Genomic DNA, 25,276 nt, shown 5'->3' on the forward strand with positions numbered 1-25,276 from the left:
ACGGACCAGCAGGGGGAGGTTTGGGTAAGAAAAGGCCTAAAAAACGTCAGTGGCGGCGGACCAGCGGGAAGGGGAGGGTCTCGCGGATGGTGAGGCCGGTGAGGAACATGACCAGCCGGTCGACGCCGAGGCCGAGCCCGCCGGTGGGCGGCATCGCGTATTCGAGGGCGTCGAGGAAGTCCTCGTCGAGTTCCATCGCCTCGGGGTCGCCGCCGGCCGCGAGCAGCGACTGGGCGGTGAGCCGGCGGCGCTGTTCGAGGGGGTCGGTCAGTTCGGAGTAGGCGGTGCCGAGTTCGGTGCCGAACGCGACCAGGTCCCAGCGCTCGGCAAGCCGGGGGTCGGTGCGGTGCTGCCGGGTGAGCGGGGAGACGTCGGTCGGGAAGTCCTTGTAGAAGGTGGGCAGCTCGGTGCGTTCCTCCACCAGTCGCTCGTACATTTCGAGGACCACGTCGCCGGGTCCGTCGTCGGCGGTGTACGGCACCCCGAGGCGGTCGCAGTGCCGGTGCAGCCGGAGCAGTTCGGTGCCGGGGCCGATCTCCTCCCCCAGCACCTCGGAGATCGCCCCGTACACGGTCTTCACCGGCCAGGTTCCCGAGATGTCGTACTCCGCTCCGTCCTTGCGGGCCACCGGGGCGCCGAGGGCGGCGGTCGCGGCGCCCTGGACCAGTTCGCGGGCGAGGTCGAGCATCACGTCGTAGTCGGCGTACGCCTGGTAGGCCTCCAGCATCGTGAACTCGGGGTTGTGCTTGTGGGAGACGCCTTCGTTGCGGAAGGTGCGGCCGAGTTCGAAGACTTTCTCCAGGCCGCCGACGCAGAGCCGTTTGAGGTACAGCTCGGGCGCGATGCGCAGGTGGAGGTCGAGGTCGTAGGCGTTGCTGTGGGTGGTGAAGGGGCGGGCGTTGGCGCCGCCGTGGATCTGCTGGAGGATCGGGGTCTCGACCTCCAGGTAGCCACGGTCCAGGAGGCCCTGGCGCAGCGCCTGTACGGCGGCGGAGCGGGCGCGGACCACGTCCCGGGCGGCGGGTCCCGTGGCGAGGTCGAGGTAGCGGCGGCGGACCCGGGCCTCGGGGTCGGCGAGGCCTCGGTGTTTGTCGGGCAGCGGGCGCAGGCACTTGGCGGTGAGCTGCCAGCCGGTGACGAAGAGGGTCGGTTCGCCCCGGTCGCTGACGCCCAGACGGCCGGTGGCGGTGATCTGGTCGCCGATGTCGGTGTCGGCGGTGAACCGGTCGAGGGCGGGGCCCGACCCTTCGCGGGTGAGGGCGAGTTGCCGGTCGCCGGACCAGTCGCGCAGCGTCACGAAGACGATGCCGCCGAAGTCGCGGACCAGCATGATCCGCCCGGCGACGGTCGCCGTCTCGCCGTCGCGGACGCCGGTGAGGGCGCGGGGCGGTGGGCCGGTGGCCACCGGGTAGGGGTCGACGCCCGCCGCCCGCAGCCGGTCCAGCTTGCGGCGCCGGACCCGGAACTGGTCCGGCAGGCCGGCGTCCGGTGCGCCGGGCCCGGTTCCGTCCCCTCCGTCGACACCGGGCACCGGCGCGGACCGCGGTGCCTCGGCGGGCGGCGGTCCGGTCTGCGGGTGCCCCTTTCCCCAGAGTTTGCGCAGGGACGGTACGGAGACGAAGCCTTCGGCGATTCCGGAGGCGAGGCCGATCCGGGCGAGGGAGCCGGCGTCGCCGTAGCAGAGGAAGCGCGGGTACCACTCGGGGCGGTACTTGGCGTTGGAGCGGTACAGGGCCTCCAGCTGCCACCAGCGGGAGAAGAACAGCAGCAGCCGGCGCCACAGCCGCAGCACCGGTCCGGCGCCGATGCGGGCGCCTTCCTCGAAGACCGAGCGGAAGACGGCGAAGTTCAGCGAGATGCGGTGCACGCCCAGCCGGGGGGCGGCGGCGCACAGGTCGGCGACCATGAACTCCATGACCCCGTTGGGGGCGGTGCGGTCACGGCGCATCAGGTCGAGGGAGATGCCGTCGCCGCCCCAGGGCACGAAGGAGAGCAGGGCGAGCAGCCGGCCGTCCTCGGCCATGGCCTCGACGAGCAGGCAGTCGCCGTCGGCGGGGTCGCCGAGCCGGTCCAGGGCCATGGAGAAGCCGCGCTCGGTCTCGGTGTCGCGCCAGGCGTCGGCCTTGTCGACGGCCTCCTCCATCTCCGTCTCGGTGAGGTCGGCGTGGCGGTGGACACGGCAGGTGGCGCCGGTGCGCCGGACCCGGTTGACGGCCTGCCGGGTGACCCGCATCTCGCGACCGCCCAGGTCGAAGTCGGCGACGTGCAGGATCGCCTCGTCGCCGAGTTGCAGGGCGCCGAGGCCGGCCCGGACGTAGGCCCTGGCGCCGTCCTCGGAGGCGCCCATCACCGCGGGCACCCAGGCGTGCCGGCGGGCCGCGTCCAGCCAGGCGGCGATGGCGTGCGGCCAGGCCTCGGGGTCGCCGACGGGGTCGCCGCTGGCCAGGCAGACGCCGGCCTCGACCCGGTAGGTGACGGCGGCCTTGCCGCTGGGCGAGAAGACCACGGCCTTGTCGCGGCGGGTGGCGAAGTAGCCGAGGGAGTCCCGGTCGCCGTAGGCCTTGAGGAGGGCGCGGATGCGGGCCTCCTCGTCGCCGTGCAGGGCCGCTTCCAGACGCTGCGAACGGAACAGGGTGGCGGCGGCGTTGAGCAGGGCGAGGGCGCCGAACAGGCCGAGCAGGAAGGCGACGAAGCGGGGCGGGCGACCGCCGTAGCTGCCGCCGGAGACCAGGCCGCCGCAGACCCGGTCGGCGGCCCAGGCCAGGTGCTGGCCGTGCGGGAGCGAGCCGGGGAAGAGCGAGACCAGGCCCCAGCCGGCCAGGATCGCGACCAGCAGGCCGATCAGCAGGACGGCTAGGGCCCGGCGTACCGCGGCTCTGCGGGAGGCGGCGTAGAACTCGCGGCGGGCCACGATCAGCAGGGCCAGGGCGAGTCCGCAGACCAGCAGTGAGCTGAACGAGTACCAGTCGAAGCGGAAGGCGACGGTCAGGACGTCGGCCAGCACCAGCAGGCCGAGGTAGATCACCACCAGCCACCAGGCGACCTTCTTGCGGGCGGCGGTGGCGCCGCCGAGCAGGAACAGGAAGACCGCGTACGCCAGGTTGGGGCTGACCGGCACCACGACGGCGTCCACGAAGTGCACGACGGGGCGGAGCAGCAGGCGCAGCGGGGCGATGAAGGAGAGCAGGGCGCACAGCAGGGCGAGGGCACCGAAGAAGGTCCCGAAGGCCTCCGGAACCCAGGTCAGCCGCCCGTCGTGGGGCGGGCGTATCGGGCCCGCCGGCTCCTTGCCCGTGGCGGGCTCCACGGCGGCACTCATGTCTCCGACTGTAGGAAGGGGGCGGCGGGCTCGCCCGTCGAGCGGGTGCGGGCCGTGGGTGGTTGCTCGCGCAGTTCCCCGCGCCCCTGAAGGCAGGGGGTTGCACGGCGCCCCTTCAGGGGCGCGGGGAACTGCGCGACCAGCCCCCACCGGCCCGCACCCGAACAGCGCACGGCCGACCCGGCGGGAGGCCCCGGGCACTGACCGGACCTGTGGATTCCGATAGCCTCGGATCGTGGCGGAACAACACCAGTTCGAGCGGGGCACGGACGGCCCCAAGGTCATCGTGGTCGGTATGGACGGCTCGGACTCCTCGTGGCGCGCGACCTCCTACGCCGCCGGTCTGGCCCGGCGGCAGCACGCGCTGCTGGCCGTCGTGTACGTCCAGCCGGTCCTGGCGGCCGGCGCGGCGCTCGGGGCGCCGGTGGCGGAGACCACGGACGAGATCGCGGAGGAGCTGGTCGCGCAGATCCGGGAGGCTGCCGAGCGGCTCAAGGGGATATTCGAGGTGCGCTGGGAGTTCCACACCTTCCGCGGGGACGCCTTCAACGGGATGGTGAAGGCGGCCGACGAGCTGAAGGCCGACGCGGTCGTGGTGGGCGCCTCCGAGCAGGCCGGCCACCGGTTCATCGGCTCGGTCGCGATCCGTCTGGTGAAGGCGGGACGGTGGCCGGTGACGGTCGTGCCGTAGCGGTCTCCCGCAGGAGCAGCAGCGGCGTCGCCAGGAGCAGGATCCCGGCGAGGGCGATCGCGGTGCGCGGGCCGGTGAGGCTCGCCAGCAGGCCCCACAGGGCGGTCATGGCGGCCGTGGTGGCCTTGCCGGTGACCGACCAGGCGGACAGGGTGCGGGCGACCCGGTCGTCCGGGGTGTGTTCCAGGCGGCGGGTGGCGTACACCGGGCTGTAGACGGCCGAGCAGGTGATCACGCCGAACTCCAGGACCATCACCAGGAGCAGTCCGGGCAGCCCGGGTCCGACGAAGGCCAGCCCGAGGGGCCAGACGGCGCGCAGGGCGCTCGCGGTGCGCAGCACCCGCCACTGGCCGTGTCTGGCGACCAGCGGCCGGGCCAGCCGGGCGCCGAGGAGACCGCCCAGGCAGGGCACGGCGAAGGCGAGGCCGTACTGCCAGGGGGTGAAGCCGAGCCGGCCGAGCATGAGGACGGCCAGCGGCGGTGCGGCGACCATGATCAGGGCGTTGCCCGCGAGGCTGTTGAAGAAGAGGGGCCGCAGGGCCGGGCTGCCGAGGATGAACCGCCAGCCGTCGAGCAGGTCGGTGGCGCGCAGGCGCTGTGCGTCCCGGCGTGCGGGCGGGGGTTCGCCGCCGCCGACGGCCCGGATGCCGAGGGCCGACAGCAGGAAGCTGACCGCGTTCGCCGCGACGGTCGTCACCGGCCCGAACAGGCCGATCGCGGCACCGCCGAGGGGCGGGCCGAGGACCAGCGCGGTCCAGTTGGTGGACTCGAACCGGGCGTTCGCGGTGAGCAGCCCGTCGGCCGGGACGAGGGACTTCAGGAAGGCGCCGGAGGCCGCGTTGAAGGTGATGTCGGCCGCCGCGACGATCATCGAGACCAGCAGCAGCTGCCCGAGACCGAGGGCGCCGAGGGCGTACGCGGCGGGGACGGTGAGCAGCGCGGCGAACCTGACCAGGTCCATCGCCATCATCACCGGCCGCTTGCGCCGGAACTCCACCCACGGCCCGAGCGGCAGCGCCGCGACCGCGCCCACGGCGGGCCCGGTCGCGGCGAGCAGCGCCACCTCGGCCGGCCCGGCGTGCAGCGCGATGACGGCGATCACCGAGAACACGTCGAAGGCGAGCCAGGTGCCGAGCGCACTCACCGAGTACGCGGCCCACAGCCATCCGAACCGCCGCCCCATGCACAACCTCCCGTTGACCCGGGACATGAAAACGCGCAGGTGGCCGCCGAATCAAACAACTCCCGGGGCGACTGCCACAACCACCGGTTGTACGGTGAGGACGTGGACCTCACCGCCGTGCGCACCTTCGTCACCGTGGCCGACTACGGGCAGTTCCAGGAGGCCGCGGCGGTGCTGGGGGTCACCCAGCAGGCGGTGTCCAAGCGGATCGCGGCGCTGGAGCGGGAGCTGGGGGTCCGGCTGTTCACCCGGACCGCCCGGGGCGCCGAGCCGACCGTGGACGGGCGGGCCTTCCTGCCGTACGCGCGCGAGCTGCTGCTGGCCGAGGAGCGGGCCGCCGCCTCGGTACGGCGGGGCGGGCGCCCGCTGCGGGTCGACGTGGTCGGCGCCCGGCTCGCGCCGGCGGCGCTGCTGCGCGGTTTCCACGAGGCGCACCCGGAGCTCGCCCTGGACGTCGTCACCCTCTTCGACGTGGAGTCGGCGCTGACCGCGCTGCGCTCCGGTGCGGTCGACGCGTCCTTCCGGGCGGTCGCCATGCCCGGCCGGCCGCTGCCGCGGGGCATCGAGGCCGCCCGGGTGTACGACGAGCCGGTCCAGCTGCTCACCGGCCCCGGGCACGTCCTGGCCGGGCGGACCTCGGTGACGCCCGGCGAGCTGGCCGGGCACCGGATCTGGATCCCGGGGATCGTGGAGGGCACCGAGTGGGCCGCGTACTACGCCTCGCTCGCCGCCGAGTTCGGGCTCGCCATCGACTCCTCGGGCCCCAACTTCTCCGGGGCTCTGCAGGACGCGCTCGCGGGCTCCGGCAGCCTGGCGACCCTCGTCAGCGAGCGGACCGGGCTGGTCTGGCCGGACGGCCACGGCCTGCGCCGGATCCCGTTGCTCGACCCGACCCCGCTCTACCCGCACTCCCTGCTCTGGGCCGCCGCCAACCCGCACCCGGCGCTCACCGCCCTGCGCGCGCATCTCGCCGGGGCCCGCCCGCCGCGCACCGCCGCCCGCAGCTGGACGCCGGGCTGGGCCGAGACCGTGCGTGGCGTCTTCCGTCCCTGACGCCTCTGGGCCATCATGATCGGCCGTCAGCCGTTCGCGATCGGCGAAGAGGTGAGGCACATGGCCAAGCTCCGTATGGGTGAAGGAATTCTCCGTCGCAAACCCATCGAACACATCGAGGAGACGGAGGTCACCGAGGGCGCCCGGCTCGACAGATCGCTCGGGCTGGTGCAGCTGACCGCGATCGGCGTGGGCGGCATCATCGGCGCGGGCATCTTCACCCTCGCCGGCACGGTCGCCAACGAGACGGCCGGTCCCGCCGTCCTGGTCTCGTTCCTCATCGCCGGGGTGGCGAGCGCCTGCGCCGCGCTGTCCTACGCCGAGTTCGCCGGGCTGATCCCGAAGGCGGGGTCGGCGTACACGTACGGCTACGCGGTGCTCGGCGAGTTCGCGGGCTGGTTCATCGGCTGGGACCTGCTCCTTGAGTACACGGCGATCGTGGCGGTGGTCGCGATCGGCATCTCGGGGTACTTCAGTTTCCTGGTCGAGGAGATGGGCGCGAACCTGCCGCACTGGATGCTCGGCGCGCCCGGCACGGGCGACGGCCACCGGGTCGACCTGTTCGCCGCCCTGCTCTGTCTCCTCATCGCCTACCTGCTCAACCTCGGCATCCGCAGCGCCGCGCGCTTCGAGACGATCGTGGTGGTACTCAAGGTGCTGGTGGTGCTGCTGGTGATCGCCGTCGGCGTGTTCCACATCAACACGTCGAACTACCACCCCTTCTTCCCGTTCGGCATCAGCGGCGCGTTCACCGGGGCGGCGACCGTGTTCTTCGCCGTCTTCGGGTACGACGCGATGTCGACGGCGGCCGAGGAGTCGAAGGACGCCCAGCGGCACATGCCGAAGGCGATCATCTACTCGCTGGCGATCTCGATGGTGCTGTACGTGGCGGCCTGTCTGGTCCTGACGGGCATGCAGAACTACAAGGAGATCGACCCGGAGAGCGGCTTCTCGACGGCGTTCAAGTCGGTGGGGCTGAGCGGTCTCGCGGACGTGATCGCGGTGGGCGCGATCATCGGCATCCTGACCGTCATGTTCACGTTCATGCTGGGCGTGACCCGGGTGTGGTTCTCGATGTCCCGGGACGGGCTGCTGCCGGGCTGGTTCGCGAAGACGCACCCGACACGGCACGTGCCGACCCGGGTGACCTGGATCGTGGGAGTGGCCTCGGCGCTGCTCGCCGGGTTCGTACCGATCGGCGAGGCGGCCGAACTCACCAACATCGGCATCCTGCTGGCGTTCGTGGTGGTGTGCACGGCGGTGATCGTGCTGCGCTACCGGCAGCCGGAGCTGCCGCGCACCTTCCGTACGCCCTGGATGCCGTTCGTGCCGGCGCTGGGTGTCGTCTTCTCGATCTGGCTGATCACGTTCCTGAAGTGGGAGACCTGGGTGCGGTTCGCGGTCTGGTTCGTGATCGGGTGCGTGATCTACTTCGGCTACTCGTACAAGAGGTCGCGGCTGGCTGGGCGTTGAACGCTCCGCTGGAAGTCCCGCGACCTGCCGTCAGCCGACCGCGGCACCATCGTGGCCGGTCGCGCCGTTCCCCGCGCCCCGCACGGGGCGCCGGCGAAGCCCGGCGGAGGGCGACGGGCTCGCCGGGAGGCCGCGGAGGAAGCCGAGCAGGAGGGCGTTGAACTCCTCCGGCTTCTCCAGGTTCGGGTAGTGCCCGACGCCTTCGACGATCTCGGCGCGGCCGTTCGGCACCTCGCGGGCCAGGCGGTCGGTGGCGGCGAGGAGGTCGGCGGGTTCCAGGCCGCCGTTGATCGCGAGGACCGGTACGCCGATCTCGGGCAGCCGGGGCCAGGAGTCGGTCACGCGCACCAGCCGGTCGGGCTCGTCGGGCGTGTGCTGGGAGATCGTGTGCAGGGCCAGCTCGCGCAGCCGGCGCGGGATCTCCGGGTCGACGGCGTCGGGGGTGCGGTGCTCGCCCGCCACGACCTTCACGAAGGCGTCGAGCCACCCCTCGATGTCGCCGGCGCCCAGGGTGCGGGCGTACTCGGCCCGGAGCTCGGTGTGCCAGGGGTCCGCGTACCGGAAGTCGCCGGTGGCGGCACCGCAGGTGACCACCGCCCGGACCAGCTCGGGATGTTCCAGCACGGTGTCGGTGGCGATCACCCCGCCCATGGACAGGCCGACGAGCACGGCGGGCCCCGCGTCGAGGTGGCGCAGGAGTGCGGCGAGGTCGTCGGCCCAGCGGAACGGCTCGCTCGCGTGGGCGGAGAAGCCGTGGCCGCGTACGTCCGGCGCGATCACCCGGTACCCGGCGGCCACCAGCGCCGGGATCTGCCGGTACCAGAAGCGGTGGTCGACGTACCCGGCGTGGAGCAGGACCACCGGGTCGCCGGAGCCGGTGTCGAGGTGGGCGAGATCGCCGTCGGAGGACGGGAAGAAGCGGATGTCCGCAGCACCATTCATGACAACCAAGGTGTCATCTTCGTGGAGTTTTGACAACCGAGTTGTCATGTTGATCGGGGTGCATGATGGCCGGGTGAACGACATCGACAAGCCCCTCGCCCCCGACGAGCTGGGCGAGCGCATCACCGAGGTGTTCGATCTGATCGGACCGCTCTACCGGCGCGCCTTCCGCAAGATCGAGCAGGGCGAGCAGATCGAGGGGGCCTCGGTCGGGGTGCGCTCGGTGCTGGACCTGCTGCGCCGGTACGAGCCCATGACGGTGCCCCAGATGGGCCGGATCATGGCGCTGAGCCGGCAGTTCGTGCAGCGCATGGTGAACGACGCGGTGGCGCGCGGCTGGGCCGAGATGACCCCCAACCCGGCGCACCAGCGGTCCTCCCTGATCCGGCTCACGGCGGAGGGGCGGGCGACCGTCACCGCGGTCCTGGCCCGCGAGCACGCCCTGAACCGGCAGGTCGGCGGCGACCTGACCGACGCCGAGATCACGGCGTGCGTACGGGTGCTGAAGCAGCTGCTGGCGACCTTCGACCACGTCGACGTGGAGTGACGGCCGCACGGGCTACTCCCCCATGGTCAGCCCGTCCTTCGCGGCGCCGCGGCTGAGCACGACGTCCCGGATGGCGTCCCGGGCGGCGGTGAAGTCGGCGCCCTGGTCGATGGCCGCGTTGAGGTCGACGACCCGGCCGGCGTCGACGTCGTAGAGCTGGGGGACGAACTCGGCCTTGGCGACCTCCCAGCGCCCGCCCGGGGCAGTGGGCGGGGTGAAGGTGAAGCGGGCGAGGGTGGACTGGTTGCCGCGCGGGTCCTGCCGGCCCTGGCTGTTGTACATCTCGCCGGCCAGCTGGTCGCCGAGCCCGTAGACCACCCAGGTGCCGTTGACCTTCTCGTACGCCTGCGGGATGTGCGCGTGGGTGCCGAGGATCAGGTCGATGTCGGGGCGGCCGGCGGTGCGCGCCTCGGTGAGCCGTTTGGCGAGGGTGAGCTGCTGCTGGTCGGGGGCGTCCGTGCCCTCGGTGCCCCAGTGCACGGAGACCACGACCACGTCGGCGCCGGCCTGCCGGGCGGCGCGGGCGTCGGCGAGGATGCGGTTCTCGTCGAGGAGGCCGACCGCCCAGGGCTGGCCGGGCGGCAGGGAGTTGCCGTTGACGTCGTAGGTGTAGGAGAGCTGGGCCACCCGGGCGCGGCCCGCGGTCATCAGGCTGAGGGTGCCCGCCTCCGACTGGGTGCGGGCGGTCCCGGAGTGCTTGAGGCCCACCCGGTCCAGGGCGTCGAGGGTGCGCTGGATGCCCGCGGCGCCGTCGTCGAGGGCGCGGTCGGAGGCGGTGGAGCAGCCGTCGTAGCCGGTGGCGGCGAGGGCCTCGGCGAGCTGTGGCGGGGAGGTGAGGCCGGCGTGGGCGCCGTCCGCGGCGGTGACGGTCGCCAGGTGACAGAGCGCCAGGTCGGCGCGGGAGACGACGGGTTGGACGCCGACGAGCATCGGCCGGAAGTCGTAGCCGGTACCGCCCGCGTCGAAGTTCGCGTGGTCGAGCGCGGACTTCTGCGGCATGACGTCACCGGAGGCGACGAGGGTGAAGCCGGTGGCGGGCACGGCCGGTGCCGGTTGCGGGGGCGGGGCGGCGCTCTCCTCCCGCACGTGGTTCTGACAGGCGGCAGCGGCGGCGAGCAGGGCGGTCAGGGCCAGGGCCGCCTGGCGTCTGCGATTGATCATCAGGAGCACCCCAGAGTCGCAAGCCTTGTCCGATTTACAGATCAATGGGTACGAAGGTGGAGGCGACCGCAAACAACTCAGGCGCCCCGATTGACCCATCCGGGTCGGGTACGGGGGATGAGGAACCGTTCGTCGCACCGTTCGCCGACGCGATCGACCGTCCGCCGCACATCCCGGTACGCCCCCTGTCCCCCGGCCCGGCCCTGCGATGCCATACGGCCATGACGGCCGGAACCACCCTTCCCCACGGGACGACGACCGCCGAGCACGAGCTCGTCGCGCTCCAGCGCGCGCACGGGCGACCGCTCTTCGCGCTGCTGCTCCGGCTCAGCGACGGCGACCGGCAGCGGGCCGAGGACCTCGTCCAGGAGACCCTCGTACGTGCCTGGCAGCATCCCGAGGCGCTGCGCGCCGACGACTTCGACTCCGTGCTGCCATGGCTGCTGACGGTCGGCCGGCGGCTCGCCATCGACGCGCGCCGGGCCCGGCAGGCGCGGCCCGCCGAGGTGCACGACGCCGTCCTGGAGAACACCCGGGCCGCCGGCGACCACGCCGAACGCGCCGCCGCGACGCTCGACGTCCGGGAGGCTGTGAAGACTCTCACCCCCGAACACCGTGAAGTCCTGGTGCTGGTGTATTTCCAAGGGGCGAGTGTGGCGGAGGCCGCCGAGACCCTGGGTATTCCACCCGGTACCGTGAAATCGCGGGCGTACTACGCGCTGCGCGCCCTGCGCCGAGTTCTGCCCGGTTATGCACCCGACCTGCGATGAAACCGTGAGCCAGGTCAAACCTCGGTAAAGCGCCTTGCTGAGGACCGTGTTTGAGCAATCAGCTGTCTTCATCCGTGTTCCGCACCGGGAGAGGGACGGACCCGGGGTCGGGGCCACGCGCGCACCGGAGGAAGGCAGGACGGGATGCTGCACAGAGGTCAAGAGAGCACGGACGGGGCCGGAAGCGGGGAACTGGCGGTCCCGATGGCCTGGTTGTACGCCGAGTACATCGCCGACGAGCTGCTGCGCACCGGCGATCTCATGCCACCGACGTCCTTCGAGTTCCGGGCCGGCCGCGACGCGCTGGCGCTGACCATCTTCCTCTCCGACACGGACGGCGAACTGTCGGGCATCCGGGTCGTCTCCCAGTTGGAGAACTGGCTTTCGCTGACGGCGTACGACCAGGCCTGGCAGGACTGGGTCGGTGAACGTATGGCTGTGGTGACGGCCGAGACGGCCCAGTCGGGCGGGCCGTCACCGGACCTGGATCTGGCCACGGCCGCCTGGCGCTGGCTGGAGGAGACCGAGCTGCTCGCGCCCGACCTGGACGCGGTGCCGGGCGGCGGTTCGGTGTTCGGCGAGGACGACGGACCCAAGGTGTGGACCCCCGCCTGGCGGCTCGGTCTGCCCCTCGGACACCTCGCGATCCATCTTTTTTGATTCAGGACCAATCCGCGGGCCCGGCCGCTCCGAATCCGTTGATTACGATTCTGTACGTGGCTTGAGTGAAACGGCTGCCGACTGCGTACGGGTGGGAGCAAGGAACAACGAGTAACCCCCACCCGCACCCATCGGCACGAGGATTCGGCATGAGGTCCCTGGAAAGGCATCGCGACGTCGGCGCGTACGCGCTCGGCGTGCTGGACGAGGCGGAGGCCTTCCGCTTCGAGGACCATCTCATGGAGTGCCCGAGCTGTACGGCACACGTGACCGAGTTCGGCCCCGCGGCACGGCAGTTGATGCTGTACCGCCGGGCCACGCCGCGCTTCGTGCACCCCATGGCCCAGCCCGGGCCCCGGCTGCTCGACCGGCTGCTCGCCGAGGTCGCGACCCGGCACCGGGCCAAGCGCCGCAAGCTGCTGTACGGCCTGGCCGCCTCGGTGGTGTTCGCGGTCGCCGGCCCCGGCATCGCGACCTACGTCGGCCACGACGCGGCCCCGTCCGTGCAGGTCACCGCGGCCACCGACGCGCAGTCCGGCATCTGGGCGCAGGTGAAGTCGGAGGACACGGACTCCGGCAGCACGATCGAGCTGCAGGTGAAGGACCCGGACGGGCCGCGCTCCTGCCGCCTGATCGCGGTCGGCGACGACGGCTCCGAGCAGATCGTGACCACCTGGGCGGAGCGCGACCACGACGGCCGGGTGAGCACCATGACGGGCGGCTCCTCGATGCACCCGGACGAGATCGACCGCTACGAGGTGCGCAACGCGGACGGGCAGCGCCTGGTGACCCTGGACCCCAAGTGAGCACGGGTGTGCGAACGGGCTACCTGAGCAGCCGTGACATGCGGCGGTCCGCGAGCGGCTTGCCGCCGGTCTGGCAGGTCGGGCAGTACTGCAGCGAGGAGTCGCTGAAGGAGACCTCGCGGATGGTGTCGCCGCAGACCGGGCAGGGCTCGCCGGTCCGGCCGTGGACCCGCAGCCCGCTCTTCTTCTCGGCCTTGAGCCGCCCCGCCGCCAGGCCGTGGGAGCGCTCCACCGCCTCGGTGAGGGTGGTGCGCAGCGCCTCGTACAGCCGGTGCGTCTCCTCGGGTGTCAGGGACGCGGCCAGCTTGAACGGGGACATCCTCGCCGCGTGCAGGATCTCGTCGCTGTAGGCGTTGCCCACCCCGGCGATCAGGCTCTGGTCGCGCAGGGCGCCCTTGAGCTGCCGTCGCTCGTCGGCCAGCAGGGCCGCCAGGCGGGCCTCGTCGAAGTCCGCGGCGAGCGGGTCGGGGCCGAGCCGGGCGATACCGGGGACGTCCTGCGGGTCGCGGACGACGTACACCGCCAGCTTCTTCTGGGTGCCGGCCTCGGTGAGGTCGAAGCCCGCGCCGGTCTCCAGGGCCGCCCGCAGCGCCAGCGGGCCCTTCCCGGGGCGGGGCAGCCCGTCCGGCAGCCGGTCCTTCCACTGGAGCCAGCCCGCACGGGCCAGGTGGGTCACGAACCGCAGTCCGCGGTCCCCCTCGATGTCCAGGAACTTGCCGTGCCGGTGCACGGCGACGACCTCGCTGCCCTCGAAGGCGGTCACCGGAGGGTCGTAGGTCTTCAGGACGCTGATGGCGACCGGCAGCACGCGGACGACCTGGCGGCCGACCAGGTGCTCGGTCAGGAAGTCCCTGAGCGCTTCGACCTCGGGCAGTTCGGGCATGCGTCCAGAGTGCCATCCGCTGCGCGTGCGCTCCGCCGGAAGTGCCGCGTCGGGTCGTCTTGCGGCTGTGGCTGCGTGGGGGCTGATCGCGCAGTTCCCCGCGCCCCTTGACGGGGCGCTGCCCAACCGTAGGGAATCAGGTCCCGTCCGGCTTCTCCGGCATGCGGAACTCGCACCAGACCGCCTTGCCGCCGCCGCGGGCCTCCACGCCCCATGCGTCGGCGAGCTGGTCGACGAGCAGCAGGCCGCGGCCGGAGACGCCTTCCTCGCCGGCCTCGCGGCGGCGCGGGAGGGCGCTGGAGGAGTCCTCGACCTCGACGCGGAGCCGGCGGTCGCTGCCGCCGAGGACCCGGAGGGTGACGATCGCGGAGCCCTCGGTGTGCATCAGCGCGTTGGTGATCAGTTCGTCGGCGACCAGCTCGATCTCGTCGGCGCGGTCCTCGGCGCCCCAGGCGCGGACGGCGGCGCGGACCATGTGCCGGGCCAGGGCGAGCGCCTCGGGGTCCCCGGAGGCCACGTGCTGCTGGAGGCGGCCGACGGTCTGTGCGGTGTCGGAGCCGCGGCGGCGCAGCAGGAGCAGGGCCACGTCGTCGTCGCCGCCCCGCTCGTCGGCGATCTCGATCAGCAGGTCGGCGAGGTCGCGCACGTCCTCCGGGCCCTCGGTGACCTGCCCGGTCAGGGCCCGCATGCCGTCCCCGAGGTCCTTGCCGGGCTGTTCGACGAGCCCGTCGGTGCACAGCAGCAGCGTCTCGCCCGGGTCGAGCTCCAGAGTGGAGACCGGGTACTCCAGGCTCTGGAACTCGGCGGACAGGCCGAGCGGCAGCCCGCCCTCGACGGGCATCCGGCGGCAGCCGCCGTCGGCGGCACGCACCAGCGGGTCGATGTGCCCGGCGCGGACCACCTGGACGACGCCGGTGGCCAGGTCGGCCTCGGCGTACAGGCAGGTGGCGAAGCGGTCGGTGTCGAGTTCGTCGAGGAAGACGGAGGCGCGGGCCATCACGGTGGCCGGGGCGTGGCCCTCGGCGGCGTAGGCGCGCAGCACGATGCGCAGCTGGCCCATGACGGCCGCCGCGTGCGTGTCGTGGCCCTGGACGTCGCCGATGACCGCGCCGACCCGGCCGCCGGGGAGCGGGATGAGGTCGTACCAGTCGCCGCCGATGTCCCGGCCCAGCGAGCCGCCGGCGGCGGCGGAGCGGTAGCGGACGGCGACGTCGGCGCCGGGCACGCTGGGGATGGTGCGCGGCAGCATGGCCTGCTGGAGGCCCTGGGCGAGGTCCTTCTCCTGCTCGAAGAGCATGGCCCGCTGCAGGCTCTGGGCGATGCTGCTGCCGAGGGCGACCAGGACGGCGCGCTCCTCGGTGGAGAAGCCGAGCCGGTCGTTGTAGAGCAGGCCCATGGCGCCGATCGGGCGGGCCTGGGCGATCAGCGGCAGGTAGGCGGCCGAGGTGATGTGCAGGTCGACGATGTGCGGCCACAGTATCGGGTAGCCGTCGGCGAACTCCTCCGGCGACTCGATGAAGCACGGGCTGAGGGTCCGCACCACCTCGCCCATCGGGTACGGCTCGTCTATCCGGGTGATCCGGGTGCCGGGCACGAAGCTGCCGGCCGGCCCCTCGGCGACCAGCCGGATCCGGCCGGCCTCGACCAGGCCCATCACCAGGCTGGTGGCGCCCAGGTTGGGGATGCCGTGGGTGTCCTTGAGGACGTCGATGACCTCCTGGACACTGCTGGCGTGCGCGAGGGCGGCGGTGACCGCCTGGACGACGCCGGTCTGCCGGCGCAGCGCCTGTCCCTGGGCGTCCCGCAGGTTGCGGGCCTCGCTGTCCTCCAGTTCCTGGGTGGCGTCCCGGACGATCCCGACGACCCGGCGCGGGCGGCCCGTCTCGTCGCGCCGGATGTAGCCCTGGGTGTGGGTCCAGCGCGGGGTGCCGTCGCGGCGCCGGATGCGGAAGTACGTCCCGTAGTTCTCGCTGCCGTCCTTGATGGCCCGGGAGACCACCGCGTCCAGCCTGCTGGACTCGGCCGGGGGTACCCGCACGGCGAGGGACTCGGGGCGGCCGTCGTACTCCTCGGGGGTCAGGTCGAACACCTCGTACGCCTGGGTGTCCATGTGGAACAGGCCGGCGTCGAGGTCCCAGTCGAAGGTGCCCATGTGGTTGAGCGCCAGGATCGGGTGGTCCAGATGAGCGGGCCAGTCGTCCGGGAGTGACGGAGCGCTCGCTCCCCGGTCAGCCATGGGGCCACCATGCCAGGGGAACCCCTTATGAGCAATTCATCCCTTATTGTCTGCTTCACTCGCTCGGGTTACGCAAGCGGGGAGGCGCGGTACACAGGGTGACAGGCCCCTGCGGGACGGGGCCTGTCACCGGAGAGTGGGAGGAGCGCGCGGCCGTGGACTGGTTCACCGCCCCCGGGTACTGGCTGAGCCGGCTGGTCTTCCAGCGGGCTCTGGCCGGCGTGTACCTCGTGGCGTTCCTGACGGCGGCGCTGCAGTTCCGGGCCCTGCTGGGCGAGCGCGGGATGCTGCCGATCCCGCGGTTCGTGGCCCGCGTCCCCTTCCGGCGGGCGCCGAGCCTGTTCCACCTGCGCTACTCGGACCGTCTCTTCGCGGGCTGCGCCTGGGCGGGCTGCGCGGTGTCCACGGCGCTGCTGGCGGGCGCGGACTCCGAACTCCCGCTGTGGGCCGCGATGGTGCTGTGGCTGGTCCCCTGGGCGCTGTACCTCTCGATCGTCAACGTCGGCCAGACCTGGTACGCGTTCGGCTGGGAGTCCCTGCTCCTGGAGACCGGCTTCCTGGCCGTCTTCCTGGGCAACGACGAGGTGGCCCCGCCGGTCCTCGTCCTGTTCCTGCTGCGCTGGATCCTGTTCCGGGTGGAGTTCGGGGCGGGGCTGATCAAGATGCGCGGGGACGCCTGCTGGCGGAAGCTGACCTGCCTGCACTACCACCACGAGACCCAGCCGATGCCGGGCCCGCTGAGCTGGTTCTTCCACCATCTGCCGGGGCCGGTGCACAAGGCGGAGGTGGCCGCTAACCACGTCACCCAGTTGCTGGTCCCGGTCCTGCTGTTCACCCCGCAGCCGATCGCGACCGCAGCCGCGGCCCTGATGGTCCTCACCCAGCTGTGGCTGGTGGTCTCCGGCAACTTCTCCTGGCTGAACTGGATCACCATCGTGCTCGCCCTGTCCGCGCTCCGGCTGCCCACGGACCGCACCGCCGCACCGCCCACCCCCCTCTGGTACGAGGTGGTCGTCCTCGCCGTGACCGCGCTGCTGCTCTGCCTGAGCTACCACCCGGTGCTGAACATGGTCTCCCGCCGCCAGGTCATGAACCGCTCCTTCGACCCGCTCCATCTGGTCAACACCTACGGCGCGTTCGGCAGCGTCAGCCGGATCCGGTACGAGGTGGTGGTCGAGGGCACCCTGGACGCCGTGCCGCACGAGGAATCGGACTGGCGGGAGTACGAGTTCAGGGGCAAGCCGGGCGATCCCCGGCGCTGGCCGCGCCAGTTCGCGCCCTACCACCTCCGCCTGGACTGGCTGATGTGGTTCGCCGCCCTCTCCCCCGCGTACGCCGGCGACTGGTTCGGCGGCTTGGTGGAACGCCTCCTGGAGAACGACCGGGACACCCTGCGGCTGCTGCGCCGCTCCCCGTTCCCGCCCGGCCGGCCCCCGCGCTTCGTCCGCGCCCGCCTCTTCCGCTACCGCTACACCACCTGGCGGGAGCTTCGGGAGACGGGCGCGTGCTGGGAGCGGACGTACGTACGGGAGTTCCTGCCGCCGACCCGGCTGGCGGGGGCGGCTCAGAGGCCGTAGACGCGGGCGGCGGTGGTCTCGAAGACGGCGGTGCGGTCGGCCGGGGCGGTCAACTCGGCTGCCGCGTCGAAGACTTCGCGGTACGTCCCGGCCAGGACGCACACCGGCCAGTCCGAGCCGAACATCAGGCGGTCGGGGCCGAAGGCGTCCAGGACCGTGGCGGCGTACGGGCGCAGGTCGTCGACGGTCCAGGAGGCGGGGTCGGCCTCCGTGACCATGCCGGAGAGCTTGCAGACGGTGTTGGGGCGGCCGGCGAGGGCGCGGACGGCGGTGGCCCAGGGTTCGAGGGCGCCGGAGGCGATGGGGGGCTTGCCCAGGTGGTCGAGGACGAAGGTGAGGTCCGGGTGGGACTCGGCGGCCTTGACGGCGGCCGGGAGCTGGTGGGCCTGGACGACGAGGTCGTAGACGAGGCCCGCGTCCGCGAGCGCGGCCAGGCCCCGGCCGACGTCCGGGCGCAGCAGCCACTCCGGGTCGGGTTCGCCCTGCACCTGGTGGCGGATGCCCTTCAGGCAGGTGCCGCCGGGGAGTTCGCGGAGGCGGGCGAGTTCGTCGGCGACGTCCGGACGGGTCAGGTCGGTCCAGCCGACGACCGCGGCGACCAGGTCGTGGGTGTCGGCGAGAGCGAGGAACTCGGGGGTCTCCTCGGCGACGGTGACCGTCTGGACGAGGACCGTGCGGGTGACCCCGGCCGCCGCCGCCTCGGGTGCCAGGTCCTCGACGGTGAAGTTCCGCCGGAGCGGCTGGAGTCCGGGTCCGGTGATCCAGTCCTGGTCGCGTACCGAGAGGTCCCAGACGTGGTGGTGGGCGTCGATCGTCACGGCAGCTCCCAGACGACGGGCAGGCCGGCCGCCGGGCCCGCCTCGGAGTAGTCGTGGACCACGTCGAGGAGTTCGGCCATCCGGGCCTGCCAGGCCACGTTGACCGGGAGCTTCTCCAGCTCGGCGAGGAGGCGGCCGTAGTCGGCGCAGTCCAGGACGTGGAAGAGGTCGGTGCCGCTGCGCCAGATGGTCCAGGAGGTGGCCCCGGCGGCCCGGATGGCGTCGGTGAGTTCGGCGGGGACCTCGCGGTGGGCGGCCTCGTACGCGGGGATGCGGTCGGCCCGGACCTTGGTGTGCAGGGCGACTCTCATGACCGGTCCTCCGGGGGTACGGGGGCGTCGGCGGGCAGCAGGCCGGTGGCGCGCAGCTCCTGCCAGAAGGCGGCGGGGACGTGGGCGGCGAACTGCTCCGCCCCGTCCGCGATCTCGGCCGCCGAGCGGGCACCGGCCAGGACGCTCGCCACAGCGGGGTGGGCGGCGCAGAAGGCGAGGGCGGCGGCGCGCAGCGTGGTCCCGTGTTCCTCCGCGAGCGCCTTGAGGCGGAGGGCGCGGGACAGCAGCTCGTCGGAGACCTGGGCGTAGTCGTAGGTGGCGTCCGGTCTCGGGTCGGCCAGCAGACCGGAGTTGAAGGCCCCGCCGATCACCACCGAGGTGCCGCGTTCGGCGGCGGCCGGGAGCAGGTCGGTGAGGGCGCTCTGGTCGAGCAGGGTGTACCGGCCGGCGCACAGCACCACGTCGACGTCGGTGTCGCGGACGAACCGGGTGAGCATGGCCGTCTGGTTCATGCCGGCGCCGATCGCGCCCACGACCCCCTCGGCGCGGAGCTTCTCCAGCGCCGGGTAGCCCTCGCGGAAGGCCTGCTCGGCGTGGTCGTCGGGATCGTGCAGGTAGACGACGTCGACCCGGTCGAGGCCGAGCCGCTCCAGGCTCGCCTCCAGGGTGCGGCGGATGCCGTCGGCGGTGAAGTCCCAGACCCGGCGCAGGGTGTCGGGCACCGCGAAGCCCTGGGCGAGGTCGTCGCCGTCGCCAGGGCCCGGTTTCAGGCGGCGGCCTACCTTGGTGGAGAGGGTGTACGCGTCCCGGTCGTACGGCCGCAGGGCCTCGCCCAGCCGCCGCTCGGACAGCCCCAGGCCGTAGTGCGGGGCGGTGTCGAAGTAGCGGATGCCCTGCTGCCAGGCGGCGGTGACGGTGTCGTACGCCTGCTGGTCGGGGAGTTCGGTGTACAGGTTGCCGATCACGGCGGCGCCGAGGCCCAGCGGGCTGACCCGGACGCCGCTGCGGCCGAGCGCGTTCACCGGTCCACCGGCCGGAGCCTGAGGCCCTGCATGCCGCCGTCGACGGCGAGGGAGGTACCGGTGGTGGCGCCGGACAGCGGGCTCGCCAGGTAGGCGATGGCGCCCGCGACCTCGGCGGCCGAGACCAGGCGGCCGGAGGGCTGGCGGGCCTCCAGGGCGGCGCGCTCGGCGGCCGGGTCGGGCGCCCGGTCCAGCAGGCGGCCGATCCACGGGGTGTCCGCGGTACCGGGGTTGACGCAGTTGACCCGGACGCCCTCGCGGACGTGGTCGGCGGCCATGGCCAGGGTGAGCGAGTACACGGCACCCTTGGTGGCGCTGTACAGGGCGCGTTGCGGCAGGCCGGCGGTGGCGGCGATGGAGCAGGTGTTGACGATCGCCGCGTGCGCGGAGCGGCGCAGGTGCGGGAGGGCGGCGCGGGCGGTGCGGACCATGCCGAGGACGTTGACGTCGAAGACGCGGCGCCACTCGTCGTCGTCGTTGTCCTCGACCGTGCCCTGGGCGCCGATGCCCGCGTTGTTGACGAGGACGTCGAGGCCGCCGAGTGCTTCCGCGGCGCTCGCCACGGCGGTCCGCACGGAGGCGTCGTCGGTGACGTCGGCGCGGAAGCCGAGCAGCGGCTTCTCGACGGCGGACGGGTCGAGGTCGAGGACGGCGACCTGGGCGCCGCGCTCGGCGAGGAGTTCGGCGGTGGCCCGCCCGATCCCGGACGCGCCGCCGGTGACCAGGGCCCTCAGACCCTCGAAGTCGGTCATGCCGCCTGTCCCTTCTGTGTCTCGGGGTCGGCGGCCCAGAAGGTGCCGCCGGGGTAGGTGTACTCCGTGACGGACTCCGGTCGCATGGCGGCCGAGAAGCCCGGTGCGGTGGGTGCCGTGTAGTGACCTTCGCGGATCACCACCGGGTCGAGGAAGTGGTCGTGCAGATGGTCGACGTATTCGATGACCCGGTCCTCGGTGGTGCCGGCGACGGCCAGGTAGTCGAACATCGAGAGGTGCTGGACGAGTTCGCACAGCCCGACCCCGCCCGCGTGCGGGCAGACCGGGACGCCGAACTTGGCGGCGAGCAGCAGGATGGCCAGGTTCTCGTTGACGCCGGCGACCCGGGCCGCGTCGATCTGGACGATGTCGAGGGCACCGGCCTGGAGCAGCTGCTTGAAGACGATCCGGTTCTGGACGTGTTCGCCGGTGGCGACCTTGACCGGGGCGACCGCCCGGCGGATCGCCGCGTGGCCGAGGATGTCGTCGGGGCTGGTGGGCTCCTCGATCCAGTACGGGTCGAACTCGGCGAGGGCCCGGGTCCAGCGGATCGCCTCGTCGACGTCCCAGCGCTGGTTGGCGTCGACGGCCATCCGGATGTCCGGGCCGACGACCTGGCGGGCGACCCGGCAGCGCCGGATGTCGTCGGCCAGGTCCGCGCCGACCTTCAGCTTGATCTGCCGGAAGCCCTCGGCGACCGCCTGGGCGGCGAGCCGGGTCAGCTTCTCGTCGTCGTAGCCGAGCCAGCCGGCGGAGGTGGTGTAGGCGGGGAAGCCGCGCTCCAGGAGCCGGGCCCGGCGCTCCCCTGCACCCTCCCGGCCCCGGCGGAGGATGGCGAGGGCCTCCTCGGGGGTGAGGGCGTCGGTGAGGTAGCGGAAGTCGATCTGGCGGACGATCCACTCGGGCTCGGCGTCGGCGAGCAGCTGCCACAGCGGCTTGCCGGCGCGGCGGGCGGCGAGGTCCCAGACGGCGTTGGTCACCGCGCCGATCGCCATGTGCATCACGCCCTTCTCGGGGCCGAGCCAGCGCAGCTGGCTGTCGCCGATCAGGTCCCGGTAGAGGGATCCGGGGTCGTCGCAGAGGGCGTCGACCGGGCGCCCGAGCACATGGTTCCGCAGCGCGTCGATCGCGGCGACCTGGACGTCGTTGCCCCGCCCGATGGTGAACGTGAACCCGTGCCCCTCGTGCCCGTCGGCGGCGTCGGTGCGCAGCACGACATAGGCCGCCGAGTAGTCGGGGTCCGGGTTCATCGCGTCGGAGCCGTCGAGCTCGCGCGAGGTGGGGAAGCGGATGTCGTGGGTTTCGAGCGCGGTGACGCGGGCGGAGGGGCCGGGGCTCGGGGACACGGATTGCCTTTCCTTCGGGGGGAGTTCGGGACGCGGGTGGGTCACGGCGGCGGCCGGCGTGCCGCCGTCGGTCAGTCCTGCGCCCGTCCCGTGGTGACACGGGCGATCATGAGGGCGACCAGGATGATGCCGCCGTAGATGGCCTGGATCCAGAACGACGGCACCTGCGCCAGGGTGAGCAGGTTCTGTACGACACCCAGAAGGAGTACGCCGGTCAGGGCGCCGAACATGGTGCCCTTGCCGCCGTCCAGGCTGATGCCGCCGATCACCGCGGCGGCGAACACCGTGAAGATCATGTTGTTGCCCTGGTTGGCGCTGATCGCGCCCACGTACCCGGTCTGCATGATCCCGCCGACGGAGGCGAGGACCCCGGCCACCACGAACACCCCGAGCATCACCCGGTCGACGCGGATGCCGGCGGCGCGGGCGGCGTCGGCGTTGCCGCCGATGGCGTACAGGGCGCGGCCGACGCGGTGGTACTTCAGCACGAGACCGGTGACCGCGAAGGCGACCGCGGCCAGCCACACCGACATCGGGACGCTGAGGAAGGTGGAGGTGGCCAGGGTGAAGAAGCTGTCGGGCATCCCGAACAGCGTCTTGCCCTTGGTCGCGCCGACCAGCACACCGCGCAGCACGATCAGCATCGCGAGCGTCACGATGAACGCGTTGAGCTTGAACTTGACGACCAGGATGCCGTTGAAGGCGCCGACCGCCGCGCCGACGACGAGGATCGCCACCATGGCGAGGGCGGCGGGGAGTTCGGTGCCCCAGCCGGACTCGGCCGACGGCAGCACCAGCAGGGCGCCGACGGCGGGCGCGATGCCGACGACCGACTCCAGGGAGAGGTCGAACTTGCCGGTGATCAGGACCAGCGACTCGGCGAGCACCACCATGGCGAGGGCGGCGGAGGCACCGAGGATGGAGATCAGGTTGCGCTCGGTGAGGAACGAGTCGTTGACCACCGCGCCGAGCACCATGAGGAGCACCAGGGCGGGGACGAGGGCGAGTTCACGGGCCCGGCGCAGGATCACGGTGCGGGCCGTGCGCGGGTCCGGGGAGCGCACCGGGGTGAGCGGCGGGGCCTTGGTCTCAGCCATGGTCCACTCCTTCGGGCATGGAGTCCACTCCTTCTATGGAGGCGATCAGCTCGTGGTCGTGCCAGCCGGCCGGGTGTTCGGCGACGATCCGGCCGTGGAAGAGGACGAGGACGCGGTCGCAGCGGCGCAGGTCGTCGAGTTCGTCGGAGACGACCAGTACGGCGGTGCCGTCCTCACGGGCGCTGTCCACGCGGGCCAGCAGCGACTCCTTGGACTTCACGTCGACGCCCGCGGTGGGGTTGACCAGGACCAGCAGCCGGGGCTCCGAGGCCAGGGCGCGGGCCATGACGACTTTCTGCGCGTTGCCGCCGGACAGGTCGGAGACGGGCTGGTCGGGGCCCTCGGCGTGGATGTCGAGGCGTTCGATCAGCCCGGTGGCGAACCCGCGTTTGCGGTCGGTGCCGACGAACCCGCCACGGCCGAGCCGGTCCAGGACGGTCATGGTGGCGTTGTCACCGATGCTCATGCCGGAGACCAGCCCCTGCTCGTGCCGGTCGCGGGGCACGAAGCCGACACCGGCCCGGAGCGCGGCCCGCACATCGCCGAACGGCAGTTGCCCGTCCTGTAGTTGTGCGGTGCCGCCGGTCGGGGTGCGCAACCCGGCGATGGTCTCGGCGAGTTCGATCTTGCCGCTGCCGCTGGTGCCGGCCAGGCCGACGACCTCACCGCTGCGGACGATGAGGTCGATGCCGTCGTACGACTCGGCGGTGAGCCCGCTGGTGCTGAGGACGACGGGCGCCCCGGCGGGCACCGTGTCCCGCGGCCCCTGCTGCTGCCCGGTCACCGCCTCCCCCGCCATCGCCTCCACCAGGGCGGCCCTGGGCAGGTCGGCGACGGGGGCGGTGATGATCCAGCGGGCGTCGCGGAGCACGGTGACGGTCTGGCAGACCTCGTATACCTCCTGGAGGTGGTGCGAGATGAACAGGAAGGTCACGCCCGAGTCCTGGAGTGCCCGCATCCGGCTGAACAGCCGCTCGATCTCCCGGTTGTCGAGCTGGGCGGTCGGCTCGTCGAGGACGATGAACCGGGCGCCGAAGCTCAGCGCCCGCGCGATCTCGACCATCTGCCGGTCCTCGACCTTGAGGTCGGCGGTGCGCGCCTCGGGGTCGACGCGGACGTCCCAGGTGTCGAGCAGCGCGGCGGCCTCCCTCCGCAGCCGCCGCCAGCTGATGAACCCCCGGTGCAGGGGCTGCCGGTTGATGAAGAGGTTCTCGGCGACCGTCAGCTCCGGTACGACGGTCGGCTTCTGGTAGACGCAGGCCACCTTGCGCCGCCAGGCGTCCCGGTCGGCGAGCGCGGGCGCGGGTTCGCCGTCGAAGCGGACCGTGCCCTCGTCCGGGGCCTGGAGGCCGGTGAGGACGTTGACCAGGGTGGACTTGCCGGCGCCGTTGCGGCCGACGAGGGCGTGGGACTCGCCGGGCAGCACGGTGAGCCGGCCGTCGGCGAGGGCGACGGTGGGGCCGTACCGCTTGACGATGTCCCGGGCCTCAACGAGTGGCGTGATCATTTGACCGTGTTGCCCCACAGCTTCGGGTCGTCCACGTTGTCCTTGGTGACCAGGGGCGCGGGCAGCTGGTCCTCCAGGATCCCGCTGGACAGCTTGACGATCGTGGAGTCGTGGTCGGTCGGACCCGGCTTGAACGTCTTCCCCTCCATCGCCGCCTTGATGTAGTACATGCCGTACTTGGCGTAGGCGTCGGCGGGCTGGGAGACGGTCGCGTCGATCTGGCCCTTGCGGATGGCGTCGAACTCCTGCGGGATGCCGTCGTTGGAGACGATCACGATGTGCCCGCTCTGCCCGGCCGTCTTGAGCATGCCCTTGGACTTCAGGGTCTGCAGGGTCGGCGCCAGGTAGACACCGCCGGCCTGCATGTAGATGCCCTTGATGTCGGGGTTGGCGTTGAGCAGGGTGCCCAGCTGGGAGGCGGCCGTGTCGGACTCCCACTTGGCGGGGATCTCCAGCACCTTGAGCTTCGGGTACTTCTTCTTCACGCAGGACCGGAACGCCTCGGAGCGGTCCCGGCCGTTGACCGAGGCCAGGTCGCCCATGATCTGCACGACCTTGCCGCTGGTGATGTGCGCGCCGAGGTAGTCACAGGCCTTCTCGCCGTAGGCGACGTTGTCGGCACGGACCACCATGGCGACCTTGCCCTTGTCGGGCGCCACGTCCACGGCGACCACCGGCACGCCCTTGCGCTCGGCCTGGTCGAGCCCGGCCTCGATGGCGGCGCTGTCCAGCGGGGCGACGACCAGCCCCTTCACGCCCTGGTTCAGCTCGTTGTTGATGTCGGTGATCTGCTGCGAGGGGTCGCTGTTGGAGTTGACCGTCTTCAGCGCGTCCACGCCCTCGGTCTTCGCCATCTTGGGCACGTAGTCGTTGTACGACTGCCAGAACGGCGAGGTCAGCAGGGGCAGGATCACCCCGACCTTGCCGGTGCCGCCGCCTCCGGCACTGCCGCTGCCGGTGTCCTTCGTGCTGCCGCAGGCGGCGAGCGCGAGCGAGGCTCCGACGGCCACGGCCGTCGCGGCGACGATCCGGGACCTGTTCCGCTTCCTCAGTGTTCTGCCGGGCATCTTGGCAGCTCCTCATCGAGCGTGTTCGAGCAGATGCCCGCATACTTATCAGACCACTCGGCTCCTTCAACACCCCGCAGACGCGAATTTCCCG

The 25,276-nt window shown here is 72.3% G+C and carries 22 protein-coding genes; 8 read left to right on the forward strand and 14 right to left on the reverse strand.

Going from position 1 to position 25,276, the window contains the following annotated elements; all coding sequences use genetic code 11:
* Positions 1-46: 46 nt before the first annotated feature.
* The gene (gene lysX / locus AB0D74_RS22755) at positions 47-3,319 is read right to left on the reverse strand and encodes a bifunctional lysylphosphatidylglycerol synthetase/lysine--tRNA ligase LysX (RefSeq protein WP_362589772.1); all 3,273 of its coding nucleotides are present in this window, start codon (positions 3,317-3,319) and stop codon (positions 47-49) included.
* Between the two features lie 235 nt (positions 3,320-3,554).
* Between lysX and AB0D74_RS22760 the strand changes: the two genes are divergently transcribed.
* Complete coding sequence (locus tag AB0D74_RS22760; protein WP_362589775.1) at positions 3,555-4,010, forward strand: universal stress protein; 456 nt, start codon at positions 3,555-3,557, stop codon at positions 4,008-4,010.
* Here AB0D74_RS22760 and AB0D74_RS22765 read toward each other — a convergent pair.
* On the reverse strand, positions 3,946-5,193 hold the full coding sequence (locus AB0D74_RS22765; RefSeq protein ID WP_362589778.1) for an MFS transporter: 1,248 nt from the start codon (positions 5,191-5,193) through the stop codon (positions 3,946-3,948). The two genes, AB0D74_RS22760 and AB0D74_RS22765, sit on opposite strands and share 65 nt — an antisense overlap.
* A 102-nt stretch (positions 5,194-5,295) precedes the next feature.
* Here AB0D74_RS22765 and AB0D74_RS22770 point away from each other — a divergent pair, with 102 nt between their 5' ends.
* The gene (locus AB0D74_RS22770) at positions 5,296-6,246 is read left to right on the forward strand and encodes a LysR family transcriptional regulator (RefSeq protein ID WP_362589881.1); all 951 of its coding nucleotides are present in this window, start codon (positions 5,296-5,298) and stop codon (positions 6,244-6,246) included.
* Positions 6,247-6,306: 60 nt separating this feature from the next.
* Complete coding sequence (locus AB0D74_RS22775; protein ID WP_362589781.1) at positions 6,307-7,719, forward strand: amino acid permease; 1,413 nt, start codon at positions 6,307-6,309, stop codon at positions 7,717-7,719.
* Between the two features lie 30 nt (positions 7,720-7,749).
* Here AB0D74_RS22775 and AB0D74_RS22780 read toward each other — a convergent pair whose 3' ends face one another.
* A complete protein-coding gene (locus AB0D74_RS22780) occupies positions 7,750-8,661 on the reverse strand; it encodes an alpha/beta hydrolase (protein ID WP_362589784.1) in 912 nt (303 codons plus the stop codon).
* Between the two features lie 73 nt (positions 8,662-8,734).
* On the opposite strand from AB0D74_RS22780, the gene AB0D74_RS22785 reads away from it, so the two are divergent.
* Positions 8,735-9,208 (forward strand): MarR family transcriptional regulator, encoded by a 474-nt coding sequence (locus tag AB0D74_RS22785; RefSeq protein WP_362589787.1) that lies wholly within the window; start codon positions 8,735-8,737, stop codon positions 9,206-9,208.
* A 12-nt stretch (positions 9,209-9,220) separates the two neighbouring features.
* On the opposite strand, the gene AB0D74_RS22790 is transcribed toward AB0D74_RS22785, so the two are convergent.
* Positions 9,221-10,369, reverse strand: coding sequence for a CapA family protein (locus AB0D74_RS22790; protein WP_362589789.1), 1,149 nt, complete (start codon positions 10,367-10,369; stop codon positions 9,221-9,223).
* A 221-nt stretch (positions 10,370-10,590) separates the two neighbouring features.
* On the opposite strand from AB0D74_RS22790, the gene AB0D74_RS22795 reads away from it, so the two are divergent.
* The 3 genes from AB0D74_RS22795 (at position 10,591) to AB0D74_RS22805 (ending at position 12,605) form a co-directional block, all read left to right on the forward strand.
* On the forward strand, positions 10,591-11,139 hold the full coding sequence (locus AB0D74_RS22795) for a sigma-70 family RNA polymerase sigma factor (RefSeq protein WP_362589792.1): 549 nt from the start codon (positions 10,591-10,593) through the stop codon (positions 11,137-11,139).
* Positions 11,140-11,283: 144 nt separating this feature from the next.
* On the forward strand, positions 11,284-11,799 hold the full coding sequence (locus AB0D74_RS22800) for a hypothetical protein (RefSeq protein ID WP_362589795.1): 516 nt from the start codon (positions 11,284-11,286) through the stop codon (positions 11,797-11,799).
* 149 nt (positions 11,800-11,948) lie between these two features.
* Positions 11,949-12,605: a zf-HC2 domain-containing protein gene (locus tag AB0D74_RS22805; protein ID WP_362589798.1), complete on the forward strand. Its 657-nt coding sequence runs from the start codon at positions 11,949-11,951 to the stop codon at positions 12,603-12,605.
* 19 nt (positions 12,606-12,624) lie between these two features.
* Here the strand turns inward: AB0D74_RS22805 and AB0D74_RS22810 are convergent, their stop codons facing one another.
* Both AB0D74_RS22810 and AB0D74_RS22815 read right to left on the reverse strand, forming a co-directional pair.
* Positions 12,625-13,488, reverse strand: coding sequence for a DNA-formamidopyrimidine glycosylase family protein (locus tag AB0D74_RS22810; RefSeq protein WP_362589800.1), 864 nt, complete (start codon positions 13,486-13,488; stop codon positions 12,625-12,627).
* A 136-nt stretch (positions 13,489-13,624) separates the two neighbouring features.
* Positions 13,625-15,724: a SpoIIE family protein phosphatase gene (locus AB0D74_RS22815; RefSeq protein WP_362589802.1), complete on the reverse strand. Its 2,100-nt coding sequence runs from the start codon at positions 15,722-15,724 to the stop codon at positions 13,625-13,627.
* 155 nt (positions 15,725-15,879) lie between these two features.
* Here AB0D74_RS22815 and AB0D74_RS22820 point away from each other — a divergent pair, with 155 nt between their 5' ends.
* On the forward strand, positions 15,880-17,301 hold the full coding sequence (locus AB0D74_RS22820) for a lipase maturation factor family protein (RefSeq protein ID WP_362589805.1): 1,422 nt from the start codon (positions 15,880-15,882) through the stop codon (positions 17,299-17,301).
* Here AB0D74_RS22820 and AB0D74_RS22825 read toward each other — a convergent pair.
* The 8 genes from AB0D74_RS22825 to AB0D74_RS22860 form a co-directional block, all read right to left on the reverse strand.
* The gene (locus AB0D74_RS22825; RefSeq protein WP_362589808.1) at positions 17,289-18,119 is read right to left on the reverse strand and encodes an amidohydrolase family protein; all 831 of its coding nucleotides are present in this window, start codon (positions 18,117-18,119) and stop codon (positions 17,289-17,291) included. The genes AB0D74_RS22820 and AB0D74_RS22825 overlap by 13 nt on opposite strands.
* Positions 18,116-18,430 carry an L-rhamnose mutarotase gene (locus AB0D74_RS22830; protein WP_362589811.1) on the reverse strand — a complete coding sequence of 105 codons (315 nt, stop codon included), beginning with the start codon at positions 18,428-18,430 and terminating at the stop codon, positions 18,116-18,118. Before AB0D74_RS22830 ends, AB0D74_RS22825 begins: the two co-directional genes overlap by 4 nt.
* Positions 18,427-19,413 (reverse strand): aldo/keto reductase, encoded by a 987-nt coding sequence (locus AB0D74_RS22835; RefSeq protein WP_362589813.1) that lies wholly within the window; start codon positions 19,411-19,413, stop codon positions 18,427-18,429. The genes AB0D74_RS22830 and AB0D74_RS22835 overlap by 4 nt, the downstream gene beginning before the upstream one ends.
* Positions 19,410-20,165 (reverse strand): SDR family oxidoreductase, encoded by a 756-nt coding sequence (locus AB0D74_RS22840; protein WP_362589816.1) that lies wholly within the window; start codon positions 20,163-20,165, stop codon positions 19,410-19,412. Before AB0D74_RS22840 ends, AB0D74_RS22835 begins: the two co-directional genes overlap by 4 nt.
* Positions 20,162-21,511 (reverse strand): L-fuconate dehydratase, encoded by a 1,350-nt coding sequence (locus tag AB0D74_RS22845; protein ID WP_362589819.1) that lies wholly within the window; start codon positions 21,509-21,511, stop codon positions 20,162-20,164. Before AB0D74_RS22845 ends, AB0D74_RS22840 begins: the two co-directional genes overlap by 4 nt.
* 71 nt (positions 21,512-21,582) lie before the next feature.
* Positions 21,583-22,608: an ABC transporter permease gene (locus tag AB0D74_RS22850; protein WP_362589822.1), complete on the reverse strand. Its 1,026-nt coding sequence runs from the start codon at positions 22,606-22,608 to the stop codon at positions 21,583-21,585.
* Positions 22,601-24,115, reverse strand: a complete 1,515-nt coding sequence (locus tag AB0D74_RS22855; protein ID WP_362589825.1) for a sugar ABC transporter ATP-binding protein — start codon at positions 24,113-24,115, stop codon at positions 22,601-22,603. Before AB0D74_RS22855 ends, AB0D74_RS22850 begins: the two co-directional genes overlap by 8 nt.
* Positions 24,112-25,182 carry a sugar ABC transporter substrate-binding protein gene (locus AB0D74_RS22860; RefSeq protein ID WP_362589828.1) on the reverse strand — a complete coding sequence of 357 codons (1,071 nt, stop codon included), beginning with the start codon at positions 25,180-25,182 and terminating at the stop codon, positions 24,112-24,114. Before AB0D74_RS22860 ends, AB0D74_RS22855 begins: the two co-directional genes overlap by 4 nt.
* Positions 25,183-25,276 lie beyond the last annotated feature (94 nt).

Source organism: Streptomyces sp. NPDC048278 (assembly GCF_040652195.1).
GTDB lineage: Bacteria > Actinomycetota > Actinomycetes > Streptomycetales > Streptomycetaceae > Streptomyces.

What these genes read in the sequence shown, in the direction of transcription:
- AB0D74_RS22765 (WP_362589778.1), bottom strand. Translation starts at nt 5,193, where the DNA reads ATGGGGCGGCGGTTCGGATGGCTGTGGGCCGCGTACTCGGTGAGTGCG.
- lysX (WP_362589772.1), bottom strand. Translation starts at nt 3,319, where the DNA reads ATGAGTGCCGCCGTGGAGCCCGCCACGGGCAAGGAGCCGGCGGGCCCG.
- AB0D74_RS22815 (WP_362589802.1), bottom strand. Translation starts at nt 15,724, where the DNA reads ATGGCTGACCGGGGAGCGAGCGCTCCGTCACTCCCGGACGACTGGCCC.
- AB0D74_RS22780 (WP_362589784.1), bottom strand. Translation starts at nt 8,661, where the DNA reads ATGAATGGTGCTGCGGACATCCGCTTCTTCCCGTCCTCCGACGGCGAT.
- AB0D74_RS22790 (WP_362589789.1), bottom strand. Translation starts at nt 10,369, where the DNA reads ATGATCAATCGCAGACGCCAGGCGGCCCTGGCCCTGACCGCCCTGCTC.
- AB0D74_RS22795 (WP_362589792.1), top strand. Translation starts at nt 10,591, where the DNA reads ATGACGGCCGGAACCACCCTTCCCCACGGGACGACGACCGCCGAGCAC.
- AB0D74_RS22840 (WP_362589816.1), bottom strand. Translation starts at nt 20,165, where the DNA reads ATGACCGACTTCGAGGGTCTGAGGGCCCTGGTCACCGGCGGCGCGTCC.
- AB0D74_RS22830 (WP_362589811.1), bottom strand. Translation starts at nt 18,430, where the DNA reads ATGAGAGTCGCCCTGCACACCAAGGTCCGGGCCGACCGCATCCCCGCG.
- AB0D74_RS22855 (WP_362589825.1), bottom strand. Translation starts at nt 24,115, where the DNA reads ATGATCACGCCACTCGTTGAGGCCCGGGACATCGTCAAGCGGTACGGC.
- AB0D74_RS22850 (WP_362589822.1), bottom strand. Translation starts at nt 22,608, where the DNA reads ATGGCTGAGACCAAGGCCCCGCCGCTCACCCCGGTGCGCTCCCCGGAC.
- AB0D74_RS22775 (WP_362589781.1), top strand. Translation starts at nt 6,307, where the DNA reads ATGGCCAAGCTCCGTATGGGTGAAGGAATTCTCCGTCGCAAACCCATC.
- AB0D74_RS22860 (WP_362589828.1), bottom strand. Translation starts at nt 25,182, where the DNA reads ATGCCCGGCAGAACACTGAGGAAGCGGAACAGGTCCCGGATCGTCGCC.
- AB0D74_RS22805 (WP_362589798.1), top strand. Translation starts at nt 11,949, where the DNA reads ATGAGGTCCCTGGAAAGGCATCGCGACGTCGGCGCGTACGCGCTCGGC.
- AB0D74_RS22810 (WP_362589800.1), bottom strand. Translation starts at nt 13,488, where the DNA reads ATGCCCGAACTGCCCGAGGTCGAAGCGCTCAGGGACTTCCTGACCGAG.
- AB0D74_RS22800 (WP_362589795.1), top strand. Translation starts at nt 11,284, where the DNA reads ATGCTGCACAGAGGTCAAGAGAGCACGGACGGGGCCGGAAGCGGGGAA.